The 25,432-nt window shown below is 63.3% G+C and carries 23 protein-coding genes; 4 read left to right on the top strand and 19 right to left on the bottom strand.

The annotated features are described in order from the left end of the window. Positions 1-80: 80 nt before the first annotated feature. The 19 genes from folC to PI87_RS21170 form a co-directional block, all read right to left on the bottom strand. Positions 81-1,382, bottom strand: coding sequence for a bifunctional tetrahydrofolate synthase/dihydrofolate synthase (folC, locus tag PI87_RS21080; protein ID WP_039599677.1), 1,302 nt, complete (start codon positions 1,380-1,382; stop codon positions 81-83). 84 nt (positions 1,383-1,466) lie between these two features. Continuing rightward, entirely contained in the window at positions 1,467-2,339 is an 873-nt protein-coding gene (accD, locus tag PI87_RS21085; protein ID WP_039599678.1) for an acetyl-CoA carboxylase, carboxyltransferase subunit beta, read from the bottom strand. 37 nt (positions 2,340-2,376) lie between these two features. Beyond that, on the bottom strand, positions 2,377-3,174 hold the full coding sequence (gene trpA, locus PI87_RS21090; RefSeq protein WP_039599679.1) for a tryptophan synthase subunit alpha: 798 nt from the start codon (positions 3,172-3,174) through the stop codon (positions 2,377-2,379). A gap of 15 nt (positions 3,175-3,189) precedes the next feature. Continuing rightward, positions 3,190-4,020: a DNA-methyltransferase gene (locus tag PI87_RS21095; protein WP_039599680.1), complete on the bottom strand. Its 831-nt coding sequence runs from the start codon at positions 4,018-4,020 to the stop codon at positions 3,190-3,192. A 15-nt stretch (positions 4,021-4,035) separates the two neighbouring features. Further along, entirely contained in the window at positions 4,036-5,229 is a 1,194-nt protein-coding gene (trpB, locus tag PI87_RS21100; RefSeq protein ID WP_039599681.1) for a tryptophan synthase subunit beta, read from the bottom strand. A gap of 98 nt (positions 5,230-5,327) precedes the next feature. Further along, complete coding sequence (locus PI87_RS21105; protein WP_269746655.1) at positions 5,328-6,047, bottom strand: phosphoribosylanthranilate isomerase; 720 nt, start codon at positions 6,045-6,047, stop codon at positions 5,328-5,330. Then, positions 6,044-6,868: a tRNA pseudouridine(38-40) synthase TruA gene (truA, locus tag PI87_RS21110; RefSeq protein ID WP_039599683.1), complete on the bottom strand. Its 825-nt coding sequence runs from the start codon at positions 6,866-6,868 to the stop codon at positions 6,044-6,046. Before truA ends, PI87_RS21105 begins: the two co-directional genes overlap by 4 nt. An 82-nt stretch (positions 6,869-6,950) precedes the next feature. Then, positions 6,951-9,887, bottom strand: a complete 2,937-nt coding sequence (gene tapV / locus PI87_RS21115) for a FimV/HubP family polar landmark-like protein TapV (RefSeq protein WP_039599684.1) — start codon at positions 9,885-9,887, stop codon at positions 6,951-6,953. Positions 9,888-10,288: 401 nt separating this feature from the next. Further along, positions 10,289-11,392 (bottom strand): aspartate-semialdehyde dehydrogenase, encoded by a 1,104-nt coding sequence (asd, locus tag PI87_RS21120; RefSeq protein WP_039599685.1) that lies wholly within the window; start codon positions 11,390-11,392, stop codon positions 10,289-10,291. A gap of 339 nt (positions 11,393-11,731) precedes the next feature. After that, positions 11,732-12,802, bottom strand: coding sequence for a 3-isopropylmalate dehydrogenase (leuB, locus tag PI87_RS21125; RefSeq protein ID WP_039599686.1), 1,071 nt, complete (start codon positions 12,800-12,802; stop codon positions 11,732-11,734). A gap of 29 nt (positions 12,803-12,831) precedes the next feature. Further along, the gene (gene leuD / locus PI87_RS21130; RefSeq protein ID WP_039599687.1) at positions 12,832-13,482 is read right to left on the bottom strand and encodes a 3-isopropylmalate dehydratase small subunit; all 651 of its coding nucleotides are present in this window, start codon (positions 13,480-13,482) and stop codon (positions 12,832-12,834) included. A gap of 23 nt (positions 13,483-13,505) precedes the next feature. Then, positions 13,506-14,915: a 3-isopropylmalate dehydratase large subunit gene (gene leuC, locus PI87_RS21135; RefSeq protein ID WP_039599740.1), complete on the bottom strand. Its 1,410-nt coding sequence runs from the start codon at positions 14,913-14,915 to the stop codon at positions 13,506-13,508. A gap of 211 nt (positions 14,916-15,126) precedes the next feature. Then, the gene (gene gltA / locus PI87_RS21140) at positions 15,127-16,428 is read right to left on the bottom strand and encodes a citrate synthase (RefSeq protein WP_039599688.1); all 1,302 of its coding nucleotides are present in this window, start codon (positions 16,426-16,428) and stop codon (positions 15,127-15,129) included. Positions 16,429-16,549: 121 nt separating this feature from the next. Beyond that, positions 16,550-16,837, bottom strand: coding sequence for an FAD assembly factor SdhE (locus PI87_RS21145; RefSeq protein WP_039599689.1), 288 nt, complete (start codon positions 16,835-16,837; stop codon positions 16,550-16,552). A 58-nt stretch (positions 16,838-16,895) separates the two neighbouring features. Then, on the bottom strand, positions 16,896-17,597 hold the full coding sequence (locus PI87_RS21150) for a succinate dehydrogenase iron-sulfur subunit (RefSeq protein ID WP_021194920.1): 702 nt from the start codon (positions 17,595-17,597) through the stop codon (positions 16,896-16,898). Between the two features lie 18 nt (positions 17,598-17,615). Further along, complete coding sequence (gene sdhA / locus PI87_RS21155) at positions 17,616-19,394, bottom strand: succinate dehydrogenase flavoprotein subunit (protein ID WP_039599690.1); 1,779 nt, start codon at positions 19,392-19,394, stop codon at positions 17,616-17,618. A 3-nt stretch (positions 19,395-19,397) separates the two neighbouring features. Beyond that, positions 19,398-19,763 (bottom strand): succinate dehydrogenase, hydrophobic membrane anchor protein, encoded by a 366-nt coding sequence (sdhD, locus tag PI87_RS21160; RefSeq protein ID WP_039599691.1) that lies wholly within the window; start codon positions 19,761-19,763, stop codon positions 19,398-19,400. 10 nt (positions 19,764-19,773) lie between these two features. After that, a complete protein-coding gene (gene sdhC, locus PI87_RS21165) occupies positions 19,774-20,184 on the bottom strand; it encodes a succinate dehydrogenase, cytochrome b556 subunit (RefSeq protein WP_039599692.1) in 411 nt (136 codons plus the stop codon). A gap of 258 nt (positions 20,185-20,442) precedes the next feature. Continuing rightward, complete coding sequence (locus PI87_RS21170) at positions 20,443-21,255, bottom strand: GntR family transcriptional regulator (protein ID WP_039599693.1); 813 nt, start codon at positions 21,253-21,255, stop codon at positions 20,443-20,445. Positions 21,256-21,610: 355 nt separating this feature from the next. On the opposite strand from PI87_RS21170, the gene PI87_RS21175 reads away from it, so the two are divergent. The 4 genes from PI87_RS21175 (at position 21,611) to PI87_RS21190 (ending at position 25,412) form a co-directional block, all read left to right on the top strand. Continuing rightward, positions 21,611-22,600, top strand: a complete 990-nt coding sequence (locus PI87_RS21175) for a malate dehydrogenase (RefSeq protein ID WP_021194926.1) — start codon at positions 21,611-21,613, stop codon at positions 22,598-22,600. 112 nt (positions 22,601-22,712) lie between these two features. Beyond that, positions 22,713-23,693 (top strand): HpcH/HpaI aldolase/citrate lyase family protein, encoded by a 981-nt coding sequence (locus PI87_RS21180; RefSeq protein WP_039599694.1) that lies wholly within the window; start codon positions 22,713-22,715, stop codon positions 23,691-23,693. Positions 23,694-23,724: 31 nt separating this feature from the next. Continuing rightward, complete coding sequence (gene prpB, locus PI87_RS21185; protein WP_039599695.1) at positions 23,725-24,621, top strand: methylisocitrate lyase; 897 nt, start codon at positions 23,725-23,727, stop codon at positions 24,619-24,621. A gap of 257 nt (positions 24,622-24,878) precedes the next feature. Beyond that, positions 24,879-25,412: a hypothetical protein gene (locus PI87_RS21190; protein ID WP_039599696.1), complete on the top strand. Its 534-nt coding sequence runs from the start codon at positions 24,879-24,881 to the stop codon at positions 25,410-25,412. The last annotated feature ends 20 nt before the right edge of the window (positions 25,413-25,432 follow it).

Genomic DNA, 25,432 nt, shown 5'->3' on the forward strand with positions numbered 1-25,432 from the left:
ACGATGCATGCGAGGGCAGCGCCGACGCCCGGGTTGTCCTGTGCTGCCCGGCGCCGCCCAATCTTGGCAAATGCGCTTGGCTAATGTGCGCGGCTCTTGCGCTCTGCAAGCACACCGGCAACGGTGAAGAACGATCCGAAGACTACGATTCTATCATCCTCAGTCGCACGCTCCATGGCGTTGCGATAGGCTGTGGCGGGATCGCTGAATGTGCTCACGCTTGATTCCTTGCCTGCGTGGAAACCGGCATCCGTCAATGCCTGCTCCAGGCGCGACGCGCTCGCCGCACGCGGCGTCGGCAGATCGGTCAGGCACCAATGGTCGACCTTGTCGAGCATGTGGCCGAGCACCCCGGCAATATCCTTGTCCTGCATGGCGCCGAACACCGCGTAGGTGTAGCGGAAAAAGCCCATGTTTTCGAGGTTCTGGCCCAGCGCCGCCGCCGCATGCGGGTTGTGCGCCACATCCAGAATGACGGCCGGGCGGCCTGCCATGACCTGGAAACGGCCCGGCAATGCCACCTGCGACAGCCCCAGGCGCACGTCCTGGGCCGAAACCGGCAACCGGTCGCGCACCGACTCCAGCGCCGCCAGCGCCGCCGAGGCATTCAGCAGCTGATTCGCCCCACGCAGTGCCGGATAGCCGAGGCTCGGCCAGCGCCGCCCTCGCCCACTGAAGCCCCACTGCTGCTTGTCGCCCTGGAAGTTGAAATCGCGGCCGATCAGCCAGAGGTCTGCACCGATAGCCTCGGCCTGTTTGACCAGCGAGATCGGCGGCACCGGGTCGGAACAGATCGCCGGCTTGCCCGCGCGGAAAATGCCGGCTTTCTCGAAGCCGATTGCCTCGCGCGTGTCACCCAGGTAGGCCATGTGGTCCAGGTCGACGCTGGTGATGATGGCGCAATCCGTGTCGATGATATTGACCGCATCCAGCCGGCCGCCCAGGCCGACTTCGAGGATGACCGCATCGAGCCCCGCATTGGCGAACAGATGCATGATCGCCAGCGTGGTGAACTCGAAGTACGTCAGGCTGATTGGCTCGGGGAAACTGCAGCGCGCGCGCTCAACGGCTTCGAAATGCGGCAGCAGCATCGCATCGGTGGCGATCTCGCCGTTCACGCGGGCGCGCTCGTTGAAGTCGATCAGATGCGGCGACGTATGGCAGCCGACCTTGTAGCCGGCGGCCAGCAGGATCGCCTCCAGCATCGAGCAGGTCGAGCCCTTGCCGTTGGTGCCGCCAACCGTGAAGACGACGGATTTGAACTCCAGCCCCAGCAGCGCATCGCGCACGCGGTTGATACGGGCAAGACCCATGTCGATGCCGACCGGGTGTGCGGTTTCGAGGTGGGCCAGCCAATCAGGCAGATTGTCGAAAGTAGGCATGCGTCGGGGGCGCTGCGATTGTCGCCGCGCAAAAACAAGAAGCGCGGACTCTCGCCCGCGCTTCGGTTCAACAGGTGTGGCGCATCAGGCCAGTGCGTCGGCCGGTTGCTTCTGCAAGAGCGCCAGCAGTTCGGCGATCTCGCGGCGCATGTTGCGGCGGTCGACGATCATGTCGATGGCGCCCTTCTGCAGCAGGAACTCGGCGCGCTGGAAGCCTTCCGGCAGCTTTTCGCGCACGGTCTGCTCGATCACGCGCGGGCCGGCAAAGCCGATCATCGCCTTGGGCTCAGCGATCACCACGTCGCCCATGAACGCGAAGCTGGCTGACACACCGCCAGTGGTCGGATCCGTCAGCACGCTGATGAACGGGAGCTTGGCCTCGGCCAGCTTCTGGACCATCGCCGTGGTCTTGGCCATCTGCATCAGCGACAGCAGGCTTTCCTGCATGCGCGCGCCGCCCGAAGCCGTCACGCAGATGAAGGGCACCTTCTGCTCCAGTGCCATCTGTGCACCGCGCGTGAAGCGCTCGCCCACCACCGAGCCCATCGAGCCGGTCATGAACTCGAACTCGAAGCAAGCCACCACCACCGGCAGCGCATGGATGGCGCCGCCCAGCACGACCATGGCATCGGTCTCGCCGGAATTGTCCATGGCGGCCTTGATGCGGTCGGGGTATTTCTTGCTGTCCTTGAACTTGAGTGCATCGACCGGGAGGACTTCCTGGCCCAGCTCGTAGCGGCCTTCAGCGTCCAGCAGTGCGTCCAGGCGAGCACGCGCGCCAATGCGCATGTGGTGGTCGCACTTCGGGCAGACGTGCAGGTTGGCTTCGATGTCGGTGCGGTACAGCACCGACTCGCAGGCCGGGCATTTGATCCAGAGGCCTTCCGGAATGCCCTTGCGTTGCGACGGATCGGTCTGTTGGATCTTGGGCGGAAGCAGTTTGTCCAGCCAGCTCATGCGTGCTCCTTGAATGCGCTCGCGCGAAGAATGTGACTCAGGCGTCCAGCGCCTGGCGGATCTCCGCGATGAAATCAGTCAAGTATTGTACCGCTTGTTCGCGAGGTGCTTCTTCAAGCAATTGCACAATGCGGGATCCGATGACCACGGCATCGGCCACACCGCTGATAGCGCGTGCGGTTTCCGCATCACGGATACCGAAGCCGACACCCACCGGCAACCGCGCGTGCTGACGGATCTGCGGGATCCGTGCCGCCACGGCGTCCAGGTCGATGGTCGCCGCGCCGGTCACGCCTTTGAGCGAGACGTAGTAGATGTAGCCGCTCGCCACGCGGGCGATCTGCGCGATGCGAGCGTCCGTGGAGGTGGGTGCCAGCAGGAAAATCGGATCGATGCCCGCTTCGCGCATGGTCTTGGCGAAGCCCTCGCACTCCTCGGGCGGGTAATCGACCACGAGCACGCCATCCACACCGGCTTCAGACGCGGCCTTGGCGAAGACGTCGGCGCCCATGCGTTCGATCGGGTTGGCGTAGCCCATCAACACCACGGGCGTGGTCGTATCAGTGGTGCGGAATGCACGCACGTACTCCAGCACGGTGCGCAGGCCAACCTTCTTGGCGAGCGCACGTTCCGACGCACGCTGAATGACCGGGCCATCGGCCATCGGGTCGGAAAACGGCACACCCAACTCGATGACATTAGCGCCGCCCTTGACCAGCGCGTGCATCAGGTCGACGGTCATCTCGGGGTATGGATCGCCCGCCGTGATGAACGGGATCAGGCCCTTGCGGCCCTGTGCGGACAACTGCGAAAAGGTTTGAGCGATGCGGGACATAGGGGGATCAGTTTGTCAGGCGACCCGAATGACACCGCTGCGGGTGTCGGGCGCCTCGGATTCAATCGGTTGGGCAGCAGGCGCAGCGGCATGCACTGCAGCCACGCGCTCACGCGCCACGCGGCAATAGTCGGCGTTGATTTCGAAACCGGCGAAGCGGCGGCCAAGCTTTGCAGACGCCGCTGCCGTGGTGCCGCTGCCCAGGAACGGGTCCAGCACCAGGCCGCCCGGCGGGCAGCTTGCCAGGATCATGCGCTCCACCAGTTCCAGCGGCTTCTGCGTCGGATGTTCGGCACGCTCCGGGTCTTGCCGGTGCAGGCGCGACACGCTCCACACGTCTTTCGGGTTGTAGCCGACTTCCAGCCACTTCTTGCCCTCGAAGCGCTTGCGGCTGCGCGCCTTCTTCGTCTCGGCGTCGTACGGAATGCGCACGGCATCGACATCGAAGTAGTAATCGCGCGAAGCCGCAAAAAAGCCGATGTTGTCGTGCACCGACGAGAACTTGCGTGTGCTGCCGCCCATGCTGGGCACGCGACGGTCCCAGATGATCTCATTGACCATCATGAGACGCTGTTTGAGCATCACGAACAGTTCCGGAGCGTATTGCCACGTGCAGAACACGTACAACGAGCCGTTGCGCGCCAGTTTCGGCACCACCGCATCGATCCAGCGTTCGGACCAGGCGAGATAGGCATCGCCCGACAGCTTGTCGGAGTCGTTGCCGTAGTCCTTGCCCAGCCCGTACGGCGGATCGGCGATGACGAGGTCCACACTGCCGTCGGCCAGATGCCGGACCCCAGTGATGCAGTCCTCGTTGAAGATGCCGTCGATGGCGCGCTCGGTCATGCGGTTGCCAGTGCCTTAGAGTGTGATGCCAGAGAATTCGGCGACGGTATGCATGTCCTTGTCGCCGCGGCCCGAGAGGTTCACCAGCAGGATCTTGTCCTTCGGCAGCGTCGGCGCCAGCTTGCAGGCATACGCCAGCGCGTGGCTCGATTCCAGCGCGGGGATGATGCCCTCCATGCGGCACAGATCATGGAAGGCCTGCAGCGCTTCCTTGTCTGTGATGGGGACGTATTCCGCGCGACGCGCGTCCTTCAACCAGGCGTGCTCCGGGCCAACGCCCGGGTAATCCAGCCCTGCCGAAATCGAATGCGTCTCGATGATCTGGCCGTCCTCATCCTGCAGCAGGTACGTGCGGTTGCCGTGCAGCACGCCCGGTGAGCCGCCCGTAAGCGACGCGGCGTGACGGCCCGTTTCAATGCCCTCACCCGCGGCCTCCACGCCGATCAGCTTCACGTCGGCATGGTCGATGTACGGATAGAAGATGCCCATGGCGTTGGAGCCACCGCCCACACAGGCGATCACGGCGTCCGGCTGACGGCCAATCATCTCGGGCATCTGCACCTTGCACTCTTCGCCGATCACGGCCTGGAAGTCGCGCACCATCATCGGATACGGGTGCGGGCCCGCCACCGTGCCGATGATGTAGAACGTGTCCGCCACGTTGGTCACCCAGTCGCGCATCGCTTCGTTCAGCGCGTCCTTGAGCGTACGCGAGCCGGATTCCACCGGCACCACGGTCGCGCCCAGCAACTTCATGCGGTAGACGTTGGCGGCCTGGCGGCGCACGTCTTCGCTGCCCATGTAGACGACGCATTCCATGCCGTAGCGTGCCGCGATCGTAGCGGTCGCCACGCCGTGCTGGCCGGCGCCGGTTTCGGCAATCACGCGCGGCTTGCCCATGCGGCGTGCCAGCAGCGCCTGGCCGATGACGTTGTTCACCTTGTGCGCGCCGGTGTGGTTCAGGTCTTCACGCTTGAGGTAGATCTGCGCGCCACCGCAGTGTTCGGTCAGGCGGCTGGCGAAATAGATAGGCGACGGACGGCCGACGAAATGCTTCAGCTCGTACTCGTATTCCTTGATGAATTCGGGATCGTGCTGGTAGCGCGCATAGGCGTCGCGCAGTTCGTCCAGCGCGTGGGACAGCGTTTCTGCAACGAAGGTGCCGCCGTAAGGGCCGAAATGGCCGTGGGCGTCGGGCAGGTTGTACATGGCAATCTCTCGAGGCGTCCGCCGTGCCCTAGCGATGTAGGAGCCAGTTGGCGGAGGAATTCAGGAAGGTGCGGACCGCGAGAGGCCGGCTTTATCGCTCAGGCCTGAACCGACGCGCCTAGGGCGGCATCGGCCTCGCGGACCGCACTCACGAATGCGGTCATGCGGGCGTGGTCTTTCACGCCCCGTGCGGCCTCGATTCCGCTGCTGACATCAACAGCGTACGGCCGCACGCGCTCAATCGCGCCAGCGACGTTTTGCGCGCTCAACCCACCACTCAAAACGAGCTGAGGAGCGACGCTTGGGGTTGGCGAGGATGGCGATTGCGGGAGCCATTGCGGGGGAATCAGGGTCCAGTCGAAGACGTGGCCGCCGCCGCCATATCCCTCAACAAATGCGTCGAGTAGCAGGCCTTGGGCAGCGGCAAACCGATCGGCGAATTCTACCAAATCGGCCCCCGGCTGAACACGCAGGGCGCGCAACCAGGGCAGCCCCACCTTGCCGGCGATCTCGGCGCACAGCCCCGGCGGCTCATCGCCATGGAATTGGAGCAGCGTGAGCGGCACTTGATCGAGCACGCGGGCCACCTCGTCAGCGCTGGCATTGACGAACAGGCCCGTCACGGTGACAAAGGGGCCGGCGCGGCGGGCGAGTTCGGCGGCGCGCTCCGTGGCGACGTAGCGCGGGCTGGGCGGATAGAACACCAGCCCGATGGCATCGGCGCCCAGCGCGACGGCATGATCGACGTCGGCCGGCTGGGTCAGGCCGCAGAGCTTGATGCGGGTTCGGTGAAGCGACATGGCGGATGTGGAATTCACAAGCCGACGTGCTCGTCGAACACGCCGCGAAACAGGCTGGACGATGCCGGAGATGCCGGCAACTGGAAGGCATCAGGATAGCCGACCTCGGCCAGGTACAGACCATCGGGCATGAAGGTCGGTGCGGCGGCCACACGGCTACGGGCGGCCAGCACGTCAGCCATCCACGATGCCGGCTGACGCCCCCGCCCGATTGCCACGAGGCAACCCATGATGTTGCGCACCATATGGTGCAGGAAGGCGCTGCCGCGAATGCGCACGAACACCCATTCGCCCTCGCCTCGTACCTCCATCGAATACATCGTCTTGACGGGCGACTTGGCCTGGCATTCGGCTGCGCGGAAAGACGAAAAATCGTGCTCGCCGACCAGCGCCTGCGCGGCCTCGTGCATGGCTGCCACGTCAAGTGACTTGCCGGGCGGCAACATGACGTAGCCCGCCTTACCTTCGAGCAGCGGTGCGCGCGTCGGCCCGAAGGTCAGCGCGTAGTAGTAGGTGCGGCGATGGGCGGAGAAGCGCGCGTGAAAATCTTCCGGCATCTCCTGCGCCCAGCGCACGGCCACAGTCGACGGCAGGAAGGCGTTGGTACCACGCACCCACGAGAACGGATCGCGCACGAGGTTTGTATCGAGGTGCACAACCTGCCCTAGCGCATGCACGCCGGCATCGGTGCGGCCAGCCACGGTGGTCGGCAGCAGCACGCCGGCAAACTGGCGCAGCGCCGCCTCCAGTGCGTCCTGCACGGTATTGCCGTGCGGTTGCGATTGCCACCCCGAAAACGCGGCCCCGTCGTACTGGATGCCAAGCGCGATGCGCGTCATGCCTTGTGAATCCTCATGCGAAAAGAAAAACGCCGGCAGGATACCACCCTGCCGGCGCTGTCGATGCTTGGAACGCGGAGCGTTAGCCGATCTGGCGCATCAGAGCCTGAGCCTCGGCGTGGAACGAAGGATCACCCAGGTCCAGCACTTCCTGCAGCAGCTCACGTGCACCTTCCTTGTCGCCGATCTCGATGTAGGCCTTGGCCAGATCGAACTTGATCTGCAGATCGCGCACGCCGTCGGCACCATGCTCGCCGGACAGCGTGTGCGGCAGGTTGGTGTCCAGGCGGATGGCCGATTGCGGCTCGTCGTTGACGACATGCTCTTGCTCGGCGTGATGCGGCTCGGCATCGAAGTGCATCGGCGCTTGCGACAGATCCGTCGGCTGAGCCCAAGACGGCAGGCTTTCTTCAACTGCGGCAACCGGAGCTGCCGGTGCAGCCTCTGCAGCAGGCGGCGTCGGGTTCAAGTCCAGCGACAGGTCCGACAGGTCCATGTGCATCGGCGGCGCAGACACCGGCTGGTAAGCCTCACCAGCGTGCGCGTTGAACTGCGGCAGATCCGCTTCCGGCTCGGCGTGCGACTTGAACATCTCCACCGCTTCGTCCGGTGCGGTGATCGGATCACCAGCGGCCGGCGCCGGGAACGAGTCCAGCGGCAGGTCCAGATCGGCCAGTTGCGGGGCTTTGGTCGACGGCGCGGACGGGTCCAAATCCGGGGACAGCGTGGTCCAGTCGTCGCCGCGGCGGGTGGTTTCGCCCGTCACGGTCGGCTTGAAGGCTTCGGCGGCAGCAACTGCACCCACACCTGCCAGAGCAGCGGCGCCGGCAGCGACGGCACCTGCGTGGCCGTGTTCAGCGGGCGCTTCAGCAGCAACATGATGCCCATCGCCCTGCACCGTCAGGTACAGCGGATTGGCCGGATCAAACTTGCGGCCCATCGCAGCGGCCTCGGCCCATTCCGGCGAAGCCGCGCCGACTTGTGCCAGCATTTCTTCAGCAATGGTCTGGAAGCCATGGGCGTCCTGACGATTTGCATAGATTTCCATCAATTTCAAACGAATAGCCTGGCGCTCCGGATGCTGTTCAAGCGCCTCGCGCAGGATTTCCTCGGCCTGCACGTCGCGGCCGTAAGCGATATAGACGTCTGCCTCGGCAATCGGATCGACTTCGTTGCTCTCGTTGCTACCGCCGATGCGGAAATCCGCACCGAACACGCTGTGCTGCGAGGTATCGACGCTTTGACCACCAGCCGCGCCGAACAGCGAGTTGGCACCCGCCATCACAGTGCTTTCCTGCGACAGCAGGCTGTCCTGGAAGCCATGCGCCTGCTCGGGCTTCTGCTGGCGACGGCGGTACACCGCCAAGCCACCGAGCAGCGCAACCACGACACCACCCAGGCCGAGTGCCATCGGGTTGCCCAACAGCGACGAGAAGAACGATTCTTCTGCGATCGGCGGCTGCGGTGCCACCACGACCGGCGCCTTCTTTGGCGCAACGGCCGGTGCCGACGCGGCGGCGACCGGTGCGCTGGCTGCCGCTTGCGGAGCCGAGGCCGCAGCCACCGGTGCCGATGCGGCTTCCGGCGCAGAAGCGGCAGCCGTGGCGGTTGCCGAAGAAGCCGATGCTGCTGGTGCAGCTTCTGCCGGAGTGGCAGCCGCCGGTTGGGCAGCTTGTTGAGCAGGTGCCGGCGTGGACGATGCCGCAGCCGGCGCCGGAGCGTTGGCCGCCGCTACGGCAGGTGCAGCCGTCGCCGGCGCAGCACCCGCAGCTGGCTTGGCAGCGCTGGCCGCCTTGGCCAGTTCGGCGTTCTTCAGCTCCACCAGACGTTGCATGTCGGTGAGGTTCTTCTCCAACTGGGCAACGCGCGATTCCATTTCCTTGAGCGCGCGCTCCTTGGCGACGAGTTCTTCGTCACGGGCAGCCGCATTGGCCTTGCCGCTGCGGTCAGCCTTCGACAGGCGCAGCTCATCGCGGCCGCTGGCGGCCGGCGTCGCTTGATCCTGCACGCGGGCCGACACGCTGCCGCTTTGCTGGCGGGTCGAATCGGTATCCGTGGCGGCGTTCGCCTCGGCAGCCGTTGCCAGGCGGTTGCGATAACCGGTAAAGCCGGAGGTTTGTGCGACCACCTCGCGGCGTGCTTCGCGTGCCGAGACCTTCTGCGCTTCTGCCTGCGACGGCACCTTCAGCACCGAGCCGGTGCGCAGGCGGTTGATGTTGCCGCCAATAAAGGCATTCGGGTTGTTGCGATACAGCGCCAGCAGCATCTGGTCGAGCGACACAGTGTCCTGACCTTGCGCAGCCGTCGACGCTACGTCGTACAGACTGTCGCCGCGTTGCACGGTATACGAACCGCCCGGCGTGGCATCCGGTGCAGAAGCCGCTGGAGCGGCCTGCTGTTGGCGAGCAGCCTGGCGAGTTGCCGCACGCGGCTGGCGTGTCGGCGCAGGCGCAGCAGCAGCCGGGGCGCCGGCTTGCGACTGAGCAGCCGGTGCCGGTGCAGGCGCGGCAGATTCAGCGGCACCCGGCGTCGTGGCCTGCACCACCGGCGTCGGCGCGAAATTCTGTGCGGTATTGCTGGAGCCCACCGGGTCCAGCAGGAAGGTATAGGCGCGCGAAACGTGACCGCTCGCCCAGTTCAGGTCGACCAGCACGTCGACAAACGGCTCGGCGACAGGCTGGGTGGAGCGCAGGCGCACCACGTAATTGCCATTCGACTGGCGCTCAAGCGATGCGCGCAGCGAGGAGACGATCGGGTTGTAGGTCAGACCGGCACGCGAGTAGGCGTCCGGCGCAGCCAGCTTGGCGACCAGGTTTTGCGCCTCTTCGGGCGTCACGCCGGTCAGATCGATTTCGGCCTGCAGCGGCTGGCCAAGGCTGGAACGCACGTGCAGCGCGCCGAAACCGGCGGCTTGCGCTGCGGGCTGGATCAGCAACAGGCTTGCCGCAGCAATTGCGACAACCGACCAGCTAGGACTGCGATGGGACGATTCTCTCCGGCGGTATTGGCTCACCCTCACCTTCGACTCCGTTATCTTTTAATGTGCAAACGAACTTAACATCAACGAGTTAGCGCAGCAAGTTCACCCAAAGGGCGAAAAGCTGAGGCATCGAACCGCCGTCGATTTTTATCAAAACGACACAATTGGCGAGATTCTGAAGCATTCGACGTACCCCCCGGAATGCGAATGCTTCGACGTGACGCTAACTATTCCCCGTGACTGTCCACCCTACGAATGGGTGGACGGCTTTCTTACCGCAATTCTGGGCGCTATTGTGTACCAACGTTACAGCCCGTGGGCGTCCAGATGGCACAACGCCGCGCAGGCCGCGCGGCGTTGGTGGAAAAAGCACACTTTCTGTTGTCAGGCCGCAACGACAATCGCCATTGCCTGGCCCGACAACGAATGCAAAGCCGGGATCACTTACCCAGCAGAATGCGCAGCGTGCGACGCAGCGGCTCGGCGGCGCCCCACAGGAGTTGGTCGCCGATCACGAAGGCGCTCACGTACTCCGGACCCATGTTCAACTTACGCACGCGGCCCACGCCGATCTCCAGACCACCGGTGATGGATGCCGGCGTCAGTTCCTTTTCGGTGATGCTGCGATCGTTCGGCACCCACTTCACCCACTGGTTGCCCGAGCGGATGATCTGCTCGATCTCTTCGAGCGGCAGGTCGCGCTTGAGCTTGAGCGTCAGGCCCAGGCTGTGGCAGCGCATTGCGCCAATCCGCACGCACAGGCCATCGACCGGGATCGGTTGAGCGTTGCCCAGGATCTTGTTGACCTCGGCCTGGCCCTTCCACTCTTCCTTCGACTGACCGTTGTCGAGCTGCTTGTCGATCCAGGGGATCAGACCGCCAGCCAGCGGCGCCGGGAAGAACTCCGTCGGCACATCTTCGCGGATGGTCTTGGCGACCTTGCGGTCGATGTCGAGGATGGCGGATGCCGGGTTGGCCAACTCATCGGCCACCGCACCGTGGATCACACCCATGCCCTTGAGCAGTTCGCGCATGTGGTTGGCACCACCGCCCGAAGCCGCCTGGTAGGTCATCGAGCTGACCCACTCAACCAGACCTTCGCGGAACAGGCCACCCACGCCCATCAGCAGGATGGAGTTCGTGCAGTTGCCGCCGATGAAATTCTTGGTGCCAGCCGCTACCGCATTCTTGATCAGGCCCAGGTTGACCGGGTCCAGCACGATCACGGCGTCGTCTTCCATACGCAGGGTCGACGCAGCGTCAATCCAGTAGCCGTTCCAGCCGGCAGCACGCAGCTTCGGGAAGACTTCGGTGGTGTAGTCACCACCCTGGCACGTGATGATCGTGTCGCATGCCTTCAGTGCTTCGATGTCGTTGGCATCAGCCAGGGGCGCATCCGTCTTGGCGAATGCGGGCGCCTTGCCGCCAGCGTTGCTGGTGCTGAAAAACACGGTGTCGATCAGGTCGAAATCCTTTTCTTCCTGCATGCGCTGCATCAGCACACTGCCGACCATGCCGCGCCAACCGACGAGACCTACCTTCATGATGTGAACCTCTAGTGATTTTCCCCGCCTCGGTCGCCCGGCGTGACCGCGCGGGGAAGGCGAACGGACACGACGGACGATCTAAGAGATCGTTTTTTTGGTAATGATTTTCGTGGTCGTGCGAATCTCGACAGGCGTCATGCGAGCGCGCGCGGCGGTGCCCTTGGCAGCGATAGCCAGGGTGCCCAGAATGCCCAGTACGAGGACGGGGAGCGCGGTCGAGATCATCTGCAAAAATATACACGATTTGGCGGGCACACAATGCACTGCAACATGTGTCCGCCGAAAAAACGACGGTTGCGGCGCGTCATGTGACGACGCCGCAACGCGTATCCCAGCTTAGAGCGCGGCGACCACGGCGTCGCCCATCTCCACGGTACCGACTTGCTTGCAGCCCGGCGTCACGATGTCGCCAGTGCGGTAGCCCTGGGCCAGCACTTTCTTGACAGCGTTCTCGATGCGGTCAGCCTGCTCGGCCTTGCCCAGCGAATAGCGCAGCATCATCGCCGCCGACAGGATGGTCGCCAGCGGGTTGGCAACGCCCTTGCCCGCGATGTCCGGTGCGGAACCGTGCGACGGCTCGTACAGGCCCTTGTTGTTCGCATCGAGCGACGCCGACGGCAGCATGCCGATCGAGCCCGTCAGCATCGCAGCCTCATCCGAGAGGATGTCGCCGAACATGTTGCCGGTGACGATCACATCAAAGTTCTTCGGCGCCTTGACGAGCTGCATGGCCGCGTTGTCGACGTACATGTGCGACAACTCGACTTCCGGGTATTCCTTGTGCACATCGGTGACGATGTCCTTCCAGAACTGGAACGTTTCGAGCACGTTAGCCTTGTCGACGCTGCACAGCTTCTTGCCACGCTTGGCGGCTGCTTGGAAAGCGACGTGCGCGATGCGGCGGATTTCCGGCTCGCTGTAGCGCATGGTGTCGAAGCCTTCACGTGCGCCGGCGAACAGGCCGTCCGGTGCTGCACGCACGCCGCGCGGCTGACCGAAGTAAATGTCACCGGTCAGTTCGCGCACGATCAGGATGTCGAGACCTGCGACGATCTCGGGCTTCAGGCTCGATGCGCCGGCCAGTTCCGGATAGCAGATCGCCGGACGGAAGTTGGCGAACAGCTGCAGGTGCTTGCGCAAGCCGAGGATGGCCTGCTCGGGACGCAGCTCGCGCGCCAGCGTGTCGTACTTCCAATCACCCACCGCGCCGAACAGGATGGCGTCAGCCTCCTTGGCGAGTTTGAGCGTGCCTTCCGGCAGCGGATGGCCTTCGGCTTCGTAGCCGGCGCCACCCACCGGGGCAAATTCCATCTCGAACGACTCGCCCAGCACCTTGAGCACCTTCACGGCCTCGGCGACGATTTCCTTGCCAATGCCGTCACCCGGCAACACTGCAATCTTGGTCATGCGTATGTCCTTATTGTTCTATGGTCAGATCAGCCGACGAGCTTGTGTGCAAGCCACGGCATCTTCGCCAGGCGCTGCGCTTCGTAGGCCTTGATCTGGTCTGCATAGCGCAGGGTCAGGCCGATGTCGTCGAAGCCGTTGAGCAGGCAGTATTTGCGGAATGCCGTGATATCAAACGGGTAAGCCGTGCCGCCCGGCGTGACGACAACCTGCTTGTCCAGATCGACGGTCAACTGGTAGCCGACGAAGGCTTGCGTCTCGTTGAACAGGTGGTCGACTTGCGACTCCGTCAGCACGATCGGCAGCAGGCCGTTCTTGAAGCAGTTGTTGAAGAAGATGTCGGCAAAGCTCGGCGCGATGATGGCGCGGAAGCCGTACTGCTGAAGCGCCCACGGTGCGTGCTCACGTGAGCTGCCGCAGCCGAAGTTCTTGCGCGCCAACAAAACCGATGCACCCTTGTAGCGCGGCTGGTTCAGCACGAAGTCTGGGTTCAGCGGACGGTTGCTGTTGTCCTGGCCGGGTTCGCCGACGTCCTTGTAGCGCCACTCATCAAACAGGTTCGGGCCGAAGCCCGTGCGCTTGATCGACTTGAGGAATTGCTTCGGGATGATGGCGTCGGTGTCGACGTTCTCGCGGTCGAGCGGCGCCACGAGGCCGGTGTGGATGGTGAATTGTTCCATGATTGCTCTCTCTATCCTGCCGCTCAAGCGAGCTTGCGCACGTCGACGAAGTGGCCTTCCAGCGCAGCCGCAGCGGCCATCGCCGGGCTCACGAGGTGGGTGCGGCCACCCGCGCCCTGACGGCCTTCGAAGTTGCGGTTGGACGTGGAAGCGCAGCGCTCGCCCGGGTCGAGGCGGTCGGCATTCATCGCCAGGCACATCGAGCAACCCGGCTCACGCCATTCAAAACCCGCCGCCTTGAAGATCTTGTCGAGCCCTTCGCGCTCGGCCTGTTCCTTCACAAGGCCCGAGCCCGGCACAACCATCGCCAGCTTCACGTTGGAGGCAATGCGCTTGCCCAGCTTCTGCACCACCCACGCAGCAGCGCGCATGTCTTCGATACGGCTGTTGGTGCACGAGCCGATGAAGACCTTGTCGATGTTGATGTCGCTGATGGCAACGTTCGGCTGCAGGCCCATGTATTCGAGCGCGCGCTCCATGGCGTTGCGCTTGTTCGGGTCCTTCTCCTTGTCAGGATCCGGCACACGGTCTTCAATGCTGACCACCATTTCCGGCGACGTACCCCAGCTCACCTGCGGGCGGATGTCTTCAGCGCGCAGCTCGACCAAGTGATCGAAGTGGGCACCTTCGTCGGAGTGCAGCGTGCGCCAGTAGGTGACGGCCTGCTCCCACTCCACGCCCTGCGGCGCGAACGGACGGCCCTTGATGTACTCGAGCGTGACATCATCCACGCCGATCATGCCGGCACGTGCGCCACCTTCGATCGCCATGTTGCATACGGTCATGCGCCCTTCCATCGACAGCGCACGGATGGCCGAGCCGCCGAATTCCATGGCGTAGCCCGTGCCGCCAGCCGTACCGATCTTACCGATGATGGCCAGCACAATGTCCTTGGCGGTGCAGCCGCGCGGCAGCGTGCCTTCCACCTTCACGAGCATGTTCTTGCTCTTCTTGGCGAGCAGCGTCTGCGTAGCCAGCACGTGCTCGACTTCGGACGTGCCGATGCCGTGTGCCAGCGCGCCGAATGCGCCGTGCGTGCTGGTGTGCGAATCACCGCAGACCACCGTCATACCCGGCAGCGTCGCGCCCTGCTCCGGCCCGATCACGTGCACGATGCCTTGACGCTTGTCGGTCATCTTGAATTGCGTGATGCCGTAGCTGTCGCAGTTGGCGTCGAGCGTATCGACCTGCAGCTTGGAGACCGGATCGGCGATGCCGTGCGAGCGGTCGGTGGTCGGCACGTTGTGGTCCGACACGGCCAGGTTGGCGCTGATGCGCCAGACCGGACGCTGCGCCATCTTCAGGCCTTCGAACGCCTGCGGACTCGTCACCTCGTGCAGCAGTTGGCGATCGATGTAGAGCACGGTCGTGCCGTCCTCTTCGGTATGAACGACGTGATCGTCCCAGAGTTTGTCGTAGAGCGTCTTTGCCATGATGCGATCCGTGCACAACGTGCCCTTTCAGGCGGCTGCGCGAGCAGTTTCGTGGGGAGTGATCGATTATGCCACCCGGTGCAATGCGCACCGGACGTGACTGACGAAAGGGGGTTTCGTCATTTCGCGAAAGCTCGCCCTGGCAATCTCCAGGCAAGAAAAAACCCCGCCGGTTTCCCGAGCGGGGTTCTTGTGAAGCGGACAGCCTGGCTTAGCGCTTGTCGATCGACGGCACTTCGCGGGTTGCAGCGCCGTTGAACAGCTGGCGCGGACGGCCAATCTTGTATTCCGGATCAGTGATCATCTCTTCCCACTGCGAGATCCAGCCCACCGAGCGAGCCAGCGCGAAGATACAGGTGAACATCGACGACGGGATGCCCAGTGCGCGCTGCACGATACCCGAGTAGAAATCGACGTTCGGGTACAGCTTGCGGCTGACGAAGTATTCGTCTTCCAGCGCGATCTTTTCCAGCTCCATGGCGAGCTTGAACAGCGGGTCGTTGTGCAGACCCAGTTCGTTCAGCACTTCATGGCAGGTTTCGCGCATCAGCTTGGCGCGCGGGTCGTAGTTCTTGTACACGCGGTGGCCAAAGCCCATCAGGCGCACGCCGCTGTTCTTGTCCTTGACCTGCTTGATGAACTCAGGAACCTTGTCGACCGAGCCGATCTCTTCCAGCATGTTCAGCGCGGCTTCGTTCGCGCCACCGTGCGCCGGGCCCCACAGGCAGGCGATACCAGCAGCAATGGCGGCGATCGGGTTCGTGCCCGACGAACCGGCCAGACGCACCGTCGAAGTCGACGCGTTCTGCTCGTGATCAGCGTGCAGGATGAAGATGCGGTCCAGAGCACGCTCCAGCACCGGGTTCACCTTGTAGTCTTCACACGGCGTGGCAAACATCATGCGCATGAAGTTGCCGGTGTACGACAGGTTGTTCTGCGGGTAGATCAGCGGCTGACCGATGTTGTACTTGTAGGCCATGGCCACCAGCGTCGGCAGCTTGGCGATCAGACGGATCTGCGAGATCTCGCGCTCGCGCGGGTCGTTGATGTTGGCGGCGTCCGGGTAGAACGCGCTCATCGCACCGACCAAGCCCGTCAGCACAGCCATCGGGTGGGCGTCACGGCGGAAACCGCGCAGGAAGAACTGCATCTGCTCGTGCACCATGGTGTGATTCGTCACCACATGGTTGAACTCTTCCTTCTGCTTGGCGTTGGGCAGTTCGCCCTTGAGCAGCAGGTAGCAGATTTCCATGAAATCGCACTTGCTGGCCAGATCGTCGATGGCGTAGCCGCGGTACAGCAGCTCACCCTTGTCGCCGTCGATGTAGGTGATCTTGGAATTGCACGACGCGGTCGACATGAAGCCGGGGTCGTACGTGAACTTGCCCGTCTGGCCGTACAGCTTGCGGATGTCGATCACGTCGGGCCCGACAGTGCCCTTGTAGATCGGCAACTCGACGCTGGGCGAGCCATCGGAAAACGATAGGGTGGCTTTCACTTCGGACGGCGTCATGTCGGTTTCCTTCTCTGCTGTTTATGAAAATGAATACGGGAGACTCCCGCCAGACGGATCGCAGGGTGCCGTGGGGGCGGCTGGACCGATTCGTCTTGCGGCAACCTCTCGTGCGCCGGTGTCAGACCGAACGCAGCAAGGTCAGGACGTGCTTGACTTCCGGCACGTCGAGATCACCTTCAGGCTCCTTGCGCGCAAGCAGGAGGTCCATCAGGTCGTTGTCGGGCAGATCGAACAACTGCGAGAGTGCGGCAACGTCATCATCTGACAGCTCCGTCTCGTAGCGGTTGAAGAAGCGCTCGACGATGATATCGTTCTCGAGCAAACCGCGTCGGGCACGCCAGCGCAGACGTGCGCGCTTGTGCGGATCGGCTTGGTGAGAGAACGTCGGGGTAGTCACAGCGGTCATGCTCTTCAAAAGACGCGTCGCCGGAAAACCGCTCCGGCGACGCTGGGTGCGTTGCGATTTACACCGCGCGGCGCACCATCAGTTCCTTGATCTTGCCGATGGCCTTGGTCGGGTTCAGACCCTTCGGGCACACATCAACGCAGTTCATGATGGTGTGGCAGCGGAACAGGCGATACGGATCCTCGAGGTTATCGAGGCGCTCGTTGGTCGCTTGGTCACGGCTGTCGGCGATGAAGCGGTAAGCCTGCAGCAGGCCAGCCGGGCCGACAAACTTGTCCGGGTTCCACCAGAACGATGGGCACGACGTCGAGCAGCTCGCGCACAGAATGCACTCGTACAGGCCGTCCAGCTCTTCACGCTCTTCCGGCGACTGCAGACGCTCCTTCTCGGGCGGCGGCTCGTCGTTGATCAGGAACGGCTTGATCGAGTGGTACTGGTTGAAGAAGTGCGTCATATCGACGATCAGGTCACGCACCACGGGCAGCCCCGGCAGCGGACGCAGCACGATCTTCTCGGGCAGCTCACGCATATTGGTCAGGCAGGCCAGACCATTCTTGCCGTTGATGTTCATGGCGTCGGAGCCGCACACGCCTTCGCGGCACGAACGACGGAACGCGATCGACTCGTCCAGCTTCTTCAGCTTGACCAGCGCGTCGAGCAGCATGCGTTCGTGACCGTCGAGTTCAACCTCATAGGTCTGCATGCGGGGCGCTGCGTCCTTATCCGGATCGTAGCGATAGACTTCAAAAATACGCTTCATTTTTGTGGGTCCTTCCGGTTAGAACGTACGGGCCTTGGGCGGCACGCTTTCCACCGTCAACGGCTTCATCGTCACAGGCTTGTATTCCAGACGGTTGCCTTCGCTGTAGTACAGCGTGTGCTTCATCCAGTTTTCGTCGTCGCGGTTCGGGAAATCGCTGTGGGCGTGTGCACCACGCGATTCCTTGCGGGCAGCGGCCGACACCATCGTCGCCTTGGCCACTTCCACCAGGTTGGCCACTTCCAGCGCTTCGACGCGCGCGGTGTTGAACACCTTGGACTTGTCCTTCAAGTGGATGTTGGCACCGCGCTCAGCCACTTCCAGAATGCGCTGTACGCCTTCGTCCATCAGGGCCTGCGTACGGAACACACCCGCGTGCGACTGCATGTTGCGGCGGATGTCGTTGGCGACGTCCTGCGCGTACTCGCCCGAGCTGGACGAATCCAGCTTGGCCAGGCGCGACAGCGCAAGGTCGGCAGCATCAGCCGGCAGCGGCTTGTGTTCGCGGTTCTTCAGGTTCTGCGCAATGATGTGGTTACCCGCCGAGCGGCCGAACACCACCAGATCGAGCAGCGAGTTCGTGCCCAGACGATTGGCGCCGTGCACCGACACGCACGAGCATTCACCGATCGCGTAGAAGCCGTTGATGACTTCATTCGGGCTGCCGTTCTTCGGCACCACGACCTGACCGTGATAGTTGGTCGGAATACCGCCCATCTGATAGTGGATGGTCGGCACGACCGGAATCGGTTCCTTGATCGCATCGACGTTGGCGAACTTCAGGCCGATTTCGCGGATCGACGGCAGGCGCTTCATGATGGTCTCGGCACCGACGTGGGTCAGGTCGAGCAGCACGTAGTCGCCGTTCGGGCCGCAGCCACGGCCTTCCTTGATTTCCTGGTCCATCGAGCGCGACACGAAGTCACGCGGTGCCAAATCCTTCAGCGTCGGGGCATAGCGCTCCATGAAGCGCTCGCCATCCTTGTTACGCAGGATGCCGCCCTCGCCGCGCACGCCTTCCGTGATCAGCACGCCCGCGCCGGCCACGCCGGTCGGGTGGAACTGCCAGAACTCCATGTCTTCCAGCGGCACGCCTGCGCGCGCTGCCATGCCCAGGCCGTCACCCGTGTTGATGAAGGCGTTGGTGGAAGCTGCATAGATACGACCTGCACCGCCCGTGGCGAACAGCGTCGTCTTGCCTTCGAGGATGTAGACCTCGCCGGTTTCCATTTCCAGCGCCGTCACGCCCAGCACATCGCCTTCCTGGTCGCGGATCAGGTCGAGCGCCATCCACTCGGTGAAGAAGTGGGTCTTGGCACGCACGTTACGCTGATACAGCGTGTGCAGCAGTGCGTGGCCGGTACGGTCAGCCGCGGCGCAGGCACGCTGCACCGGCTTCTCACCGTAGTTCGACGTGTGGCCGCCGAACGGACGCTGGTAGATCGTGCCGTCGGCGTTGCGGTCGAACGGCATGCCGAAGTGTTCCAGTTCATAGACCACGTTCGGTGCTTGACGGCACATGAACTCGATCGCATCTTGGTCGCCGAGCCAGTCGGAACCCTTGATGGTGTCGTAGAAGTGATAGTGCCAGTTGTCTTCGCTCATGTTGCCCAGCGAAGCACCGATACCACCCTGCGCCGCCACGGTGTGCGAGCGGGTGGGGAAAACCTTGGACAGCACGGCCACGGAGAGGCCAGCTTCAGCGAGCTGCAGCGATGCGCGCATGCCCGAACCGCCCGCACCGACGATCACGACGTCGAACTTGCGGCGCGGCAGCCCAGTCTTGACTGCGACCATGTCTTAAACCCTCCAGAGAATCTGAGCTGCGTAGCCCGCACAACCGACGAGCCACAGAATCGTCAACACTTGCAGCGTCAAACGCACTGCCACGGGCTTCACGTAATCCATCCAGATGTCACGCACGCCAATCCAGGCGTGATACGTGAGCGACAGGAAGGCCACGAACGTCAGCAGCTTCATCCACTGGTTGGAGAACAGGCCAGCCCAGCTTTGATACGACGTGTCTTTCGAGAGCAGGAACGCGGCCAGCAGCACAACGGTGTAGACCGCCATGACCACGGCAGTCACGCGCTGCGCGAGGAAATCCTTCAGGCCGTAGTGCGCGCCAACAACCAGGCGCTTGGGACCAATATTGTTATTTGCCATCAGGAGCTCCTCAGAACAGGCCGAACAGCTTGGCGCCAAACACGACGGTCAGCAGCAGGCTGACGATCAGCACGCTCACGGCCGACTTGGCCGAGGTGGCCTTGTCGATGCCGACATGCAGATCGAGGAGCAGATAACGGATGCCGGCGCAGAAGTGGTGCAGGTAGGCCCAGATCAGCGCGAGGACGACCACCTTGGCGAAGCCGCTAGACAGAAGCGCGGTGAACTTGGCGAAACTGATTTCCGACGTGAGACTTTGCTCTAGCAAGTACAGCACGAACGGAAGAAGAAGGAACATCAGTGCACCGCTGGCACGATGCAAGATGGATACCTTACCGGCCCAGGGCAAGCGGTAGCGGGCGATGTCGCCCACGCCGATGTTCCTGAATTCCGGCCTGGCTTTCTTGATGGCTTCTGCCATGTCAGACCCCATTGGCTAATCAACTAACAAAACTGCTTTGCACAAATCCGCACGATTCTATCGCGCTTTTGTTGCGCAGCGCACCAATAATTCCACTCGGCGCGCTCCACTTTTGTGCTTCCTGCCCTCGCCTGCCAGTGGCGTGATGCGCGGGCAATTATCTGTTCTACACCGCCTTCATGACGCGCAATACGCTGTTGCACGCTCAACAAATCAAAACGCCGCCGACCCGCATGAACCAGGCCTGGCGGCGCGTCGTCAATTCAACTCGTTCTGGTAGAAGTGCCGTGTCGTGACGTACAGGCCACGACGTAGTTCCACCGGCTTGTCACCGAACGTGTGCGACACGCGCTCCACCGACAGCAACGGCGATCCGGCCTGCACCGATAGCAACTCAGCTGTGGCCGCGTCCGCCGCCACAGCGCGGATACGCTCCGTAGCACGTAGCATGCGTACGCCGAATTCCGCCTCGAAGAACGCGTACATCGGGCCCTTCCACTCGGTCAGCTTTTCAGCCGTCAACCCTTTGAAGCTAGCGCCCGGCAGCCAGATCTCTTCAAACACCGTCGGCTCGCTGGAGAAGAACAGCACGCGGCGAATCTGCACGACACTGTCGCCAGCCTTGAGTTCGAGCAGGCGGGAGATCTCGGCCGGTGCGCGCATGCGCTTGCACTCCAGCACGCGACTGCTGGGGTAATGCTGCTCGCCCTGCTCCGGCATCAGGCGCAGGAAGCGGAACTGCACACCCTCTTCGTAATGTGTGGTGACGAATGTGCCCTTACCTTGGCGGCGCGCCACCAGGTTCTCGGCAGCCAGTTCGTCGATCGCCTTGCGCACGGTGCCCTGGCTGACCTTGTAGCGGGCCGCCAATTCCATCTCGCTGGGGATCATTTCGCCCGGCTTCCATTCGCCGGTCTGCAGGCTCTGCAGGATCAACTTCTTGATCTGCTGGTACAGCGGGCTGAAGGTGGGCGATCCACCCCCGGCACCCGCAGATGCGGGCTGCGCGCCGGCCTCACCACCGTTAGACGGCGGCACGACGGCGGGCTGAGGGCTGGATGTACTCGACATAACTGCCGATTTCACCACAAAAGCGGCGAACGCGTCCAGCCCGTTTATAGAATGTCTTATGTCTTATATAAGACAGAAGATTGATTGACTTTCGAGTGAGGCCAGCCCTACACTCGCGCCTGTTCCGGACGACGGGCTCCACACTTGCGCCGGCAGGCTTCAAGATCAATCGCAAGGGTGTTTCCACTTCGTCATGCGGACGCATTAAACTGCGAGGCTCTTGCTGATTCCGAGCCGACCGCCCACGAGGCGCCGACCGTTGCCGGCAATGCCTGCGAGGCTGCACCGACATCCCGCGAGGATGCCCCGCCGCGCGCAGTGCGATCCGCTTTTCACTACCGTTTGGAGAGTTCTCATGGCAAAAGCACCCATGCGCGTCGCAGTGACCGGCGCTGCTGGTCAGATCGGTTACGCCCTGCTGTTCCGTATCGCCTCCGGCGAAATGCTGGGCAAGGACCAGCCCGTCATCCTGCAACTGCTGGAAATTCCCGATGAGAAGGCCCAGAAGGCGCTCAAGGGCGTGATGATGGAGCTCGACGACTGCGCTTTCCCGCTGCTGGCCGGCATGGAAGCCCACTCCGACCCGATGACTGCATTCAAGGACGTGGACGTGGCCCTGCTGGTGGGCGCTCGCCCCCGCGGCCCGGGCATGGAGCGCGCAGACCTGCTGTCCGCCAACGCCCAGATCTTCACGGCACAGGGCAAGGCCCTGAACGCTGTTGCCTCGCGCAACGTCAAGGTGCTGGTGGTCGGCAACCCGGCCAACACCAATGCCTACATCGCCATGAAGTCGGCGCCGGACCTGCCGCGCGAGAACTTCACCGCCATGCTGCGCCTGGACCACAATCGTGCTCTGTCGCAGATCGCTGCCAAGACCGGCAAGCCGGTGTCGAGCATCGAGAAGCTGTTCGTGTGGGGCAACCACAGCCCGACGATGTACGCCGACTATCGCTACGCCACGATCGACGGCAAGAGCGTCAAGGACATGATCAACGATCCGGTGTGGAACAACGACGTGTTCCTGCCGACCGTCGGCAAGCGCGGCGCTGCCATCATTGAAGCGCGTGGCCTGTCGTCGGCTGCCTCGGCTGCTGGCGCTGCCATCGACCACGTGCGCGACTGGCTGCTGGGCTCGAACGGCAAGATCGTCACGATGGGCATCCCGTCGAACGGCGACTACGGCATCCCGCAAGACGTGATGTTCGGTTTCCCGGTCACGACCGCCAACGGTAAGTACGAAGTGGTCAAGGGTCTGGAGATCGACGAGTACAGCCAAGGCAAGATCAAGATCACGCTCGACGAGCTGGAAGGCGAGCGCGCTGGCGTGCAGCACCTGCTGGGCTGAGCAGCATGATCTGAGGAAAAACCGGAGCGGATCGGCAACGAACCCTCCGGTTTTTTTACATCCGGAACACCGGCGCCCGAGCAGCAAGCGCCACTCATACCGATACGACGCAGTGCATCCCACCGAGGTTTTGTTCCAGGACGACGACGTTCCGGCCCAACTGCCGGTTTGCGACCACTATGCGGGCGCAGAAAAGCTGATGCGCAAGTCGCTCGCCCTGCAACAAGCCCTTGGCCCCGTCTTCGACATCACGTTTGACTGCGAAGACGGCGCCGCCGTCGGCCAGGAACGCGCACACGCAGAACTGGCCGCCGCCCTCATCAATAGCGACGACAACCGCTTCAACCGCGTCGGCGTGCGCATCCACGACCCGAGTCACGATGCGTGGACACAGGATGTCGACATCCTTGTCGGCCAGGCCGGCAGCCGTCTCGCCTACGTGACCGTGCCCAAGGTGCGTGATGTGGTGGAAGTGGCCCGCGTGACCGACCGCGTCAATCAGGCTGCCAAGGCCGCCGGCATCGCGCGACACCTGCCGATCCATGTGCTGATCGAAACGCATGGCGCGCTGGCGCAGGTATTCGATATCGCCTCGCTGGTGCAGGTGGAATGCCTGAGCTTCGGGTTGATGGATTTCGTTTCGGCGCACAACGGCGCGATTCCTGGGGCGGCGATGGGCTCGCCGGAGCAGTTCGAGCATCCACTGATCCGCCGTGCGCTGACCGATATTTCCGCCGCATGCCACGCGCACGGCAAGGTGCCATCGCACAACGTCAGCACCGACATCAAGCACCCGGACCGCGCCGGCAACGATGCAGCGCGCGCGCGCAATGAATTCGGCTATCTGCGCAAGTGGAGCATCCACCCTGACCAGATCGCGCCAATCGTTTCCGCGTTCCGCCCGTCACACGAAGAAGTGACACAGGCCGCCGCCATTCTTGCAGCTGCGCAGGATGCGTCGTGGGGCCCAATCCAGCATGATGGGCGCCTGCATGACCGCGCCAGCTACCGCTACTGGTGGGCCGTGCTGCAGCGTGCGCACACCACCGGCGTACCGATGCCGACCGACGCCACCTCGCGCTTTTTTGCGTGACGCACGCCATTGCATTGAGAGGAGATTCGCCATGACCGACACCACCCAAGCCAGCGCAGGCGCCCGCTTCCGCCAGGCCCTGGTCGAAGAGTCGCCGCTGCAGGTCGTCGGCACCATCAATGCCAACCATGCCCTGCTGGCCAAACGTGCCGGCTATCGCGCGATCTACCTGTCGGGCGGCGGCGTGGCAGCGGGCTCGCTGGGCCTGCCGGACCTCGGCATCTCGGGGCTGGATGACGTGTTGACCGACGTGCGCCGCATCACCGACGTGTGCGACGTGCCGCTGCTGGTGGACGTCGACACGGGCTTCGGCGCCTCTGCGTTCAACGTGGCCCGCACGACCAAGTCGCTCATCAAGTTTGGCGCCGCGGCCATGCATATCGAAGACCAGGTCGGCGCCAAGCGCTGCGGCCATCGCCCAAACAAGGAGATCGTCTCGAAGGACGAGATGGTCGACCGCATCAAGGCCGCCGTTGACGCACGCACCGACGCCAACTTCGTCGTGATGGCCCGCACCGATGCGCTGGCCGTGGAAGGTTTTGACCGCGCCCTCGAACGCGCCGTGGCCTGCGTGGAAGCCGGCGCGGACACGATCTTTCCCGAGGCGATGACGGATCTGTCGATGTATCGCAAGTTCGTCGATGCCGTGAAGGTGCCGGTACTCGCCAACATCACCGAATTCGGCCAGACACCGCTGTTCTCGCGCGAAGAACTGGCCTCGGTGGGCGTGTCGATGATCCTGTATCCGCTGTCGGCCTTCCGCGCGATGAACAAGGCGGCGGAGAACGTCTACGCCGCGATTCGCCGCGACGGCACGCAAAAGAACGTAGTCGACACCATGCAGACGCGCATGGAACTGTATGACAGCATTGGTTACCACGAGTACGAAGCCAAGCTGGACGCGCTGTTTGCGCAGAATCGGGGCTGAGCATCGCAAATTTGACCTGATCCACACCACCACACAGATAAGGAGAACGGCCAGGACGAAGAAACGAGAGGTAAGCCGCCCAGAATCGGGCTGTAGTCGGCCGATACCCCCCGTTTGGACGAAGGCTTGCGTTGCCATGTAACAGAACGTTGGGCGCCGCGACCAAATCGGTCAAAATACCGGCCGGTGCGCGCAAAGCCCTGGCATTCCCGACCATGGCAACCGCCTCCCCACTCCGTCTTACCGAAGGAAACTCTATGAACAAGTTCATCGTGGGCGCCTGCGCCGGCGTTTTTGCCCTGGCTGCGTCGCAATACGCTGCCGCACAGACCACCCCGGCCAAGCCGGCTGCCAAGAAGGCCGTGGCCAAGAAGAAGACCACCAAGAAGGCTGCCCCCGTGGCCGCAGTCAAGCCGGAAGGCGTGCAATGGAAGTGCGAACTGGGCAACGAGCTGTACATCGCGGGCGACATGACGCGCGACCAGATCATCAAGCTGCACTGGAAGGGCAAGAACTATGATCTGCCCCGCCAGCTGACCCACACCGGCGCCGACCGCTATTTCGACCAGAAGACCGGCTTCGACCTGGTGGTGATCCCGGCCAAGGCCATGCTGTTCGACCGCAACGAAGGCCACCGCCTGGCCGACGAGTGCCAGACCGCCGACATGGCTGCTGGCGGCTCGGCCCCGACCCAAGGCGGTGCCCTGCGCGCGCCGGCCGGCCTGCCGCTGATGCTGCAAGACAATGCTGCCCCGGCATCGGCACCGGCCGCACAGCCTGCCAAGCAATAAGGCGCATTGACGCAAGAGGC

It is taken from the genome of Ralstonia sp. A12, assembly GCF_000801955.1.
Taxonomy (GTDB): Bacteria; Pseudomonadota; Gammaproteobacteria; order Burkholderiales; family Burkholderiaceae; genus Ralstonia.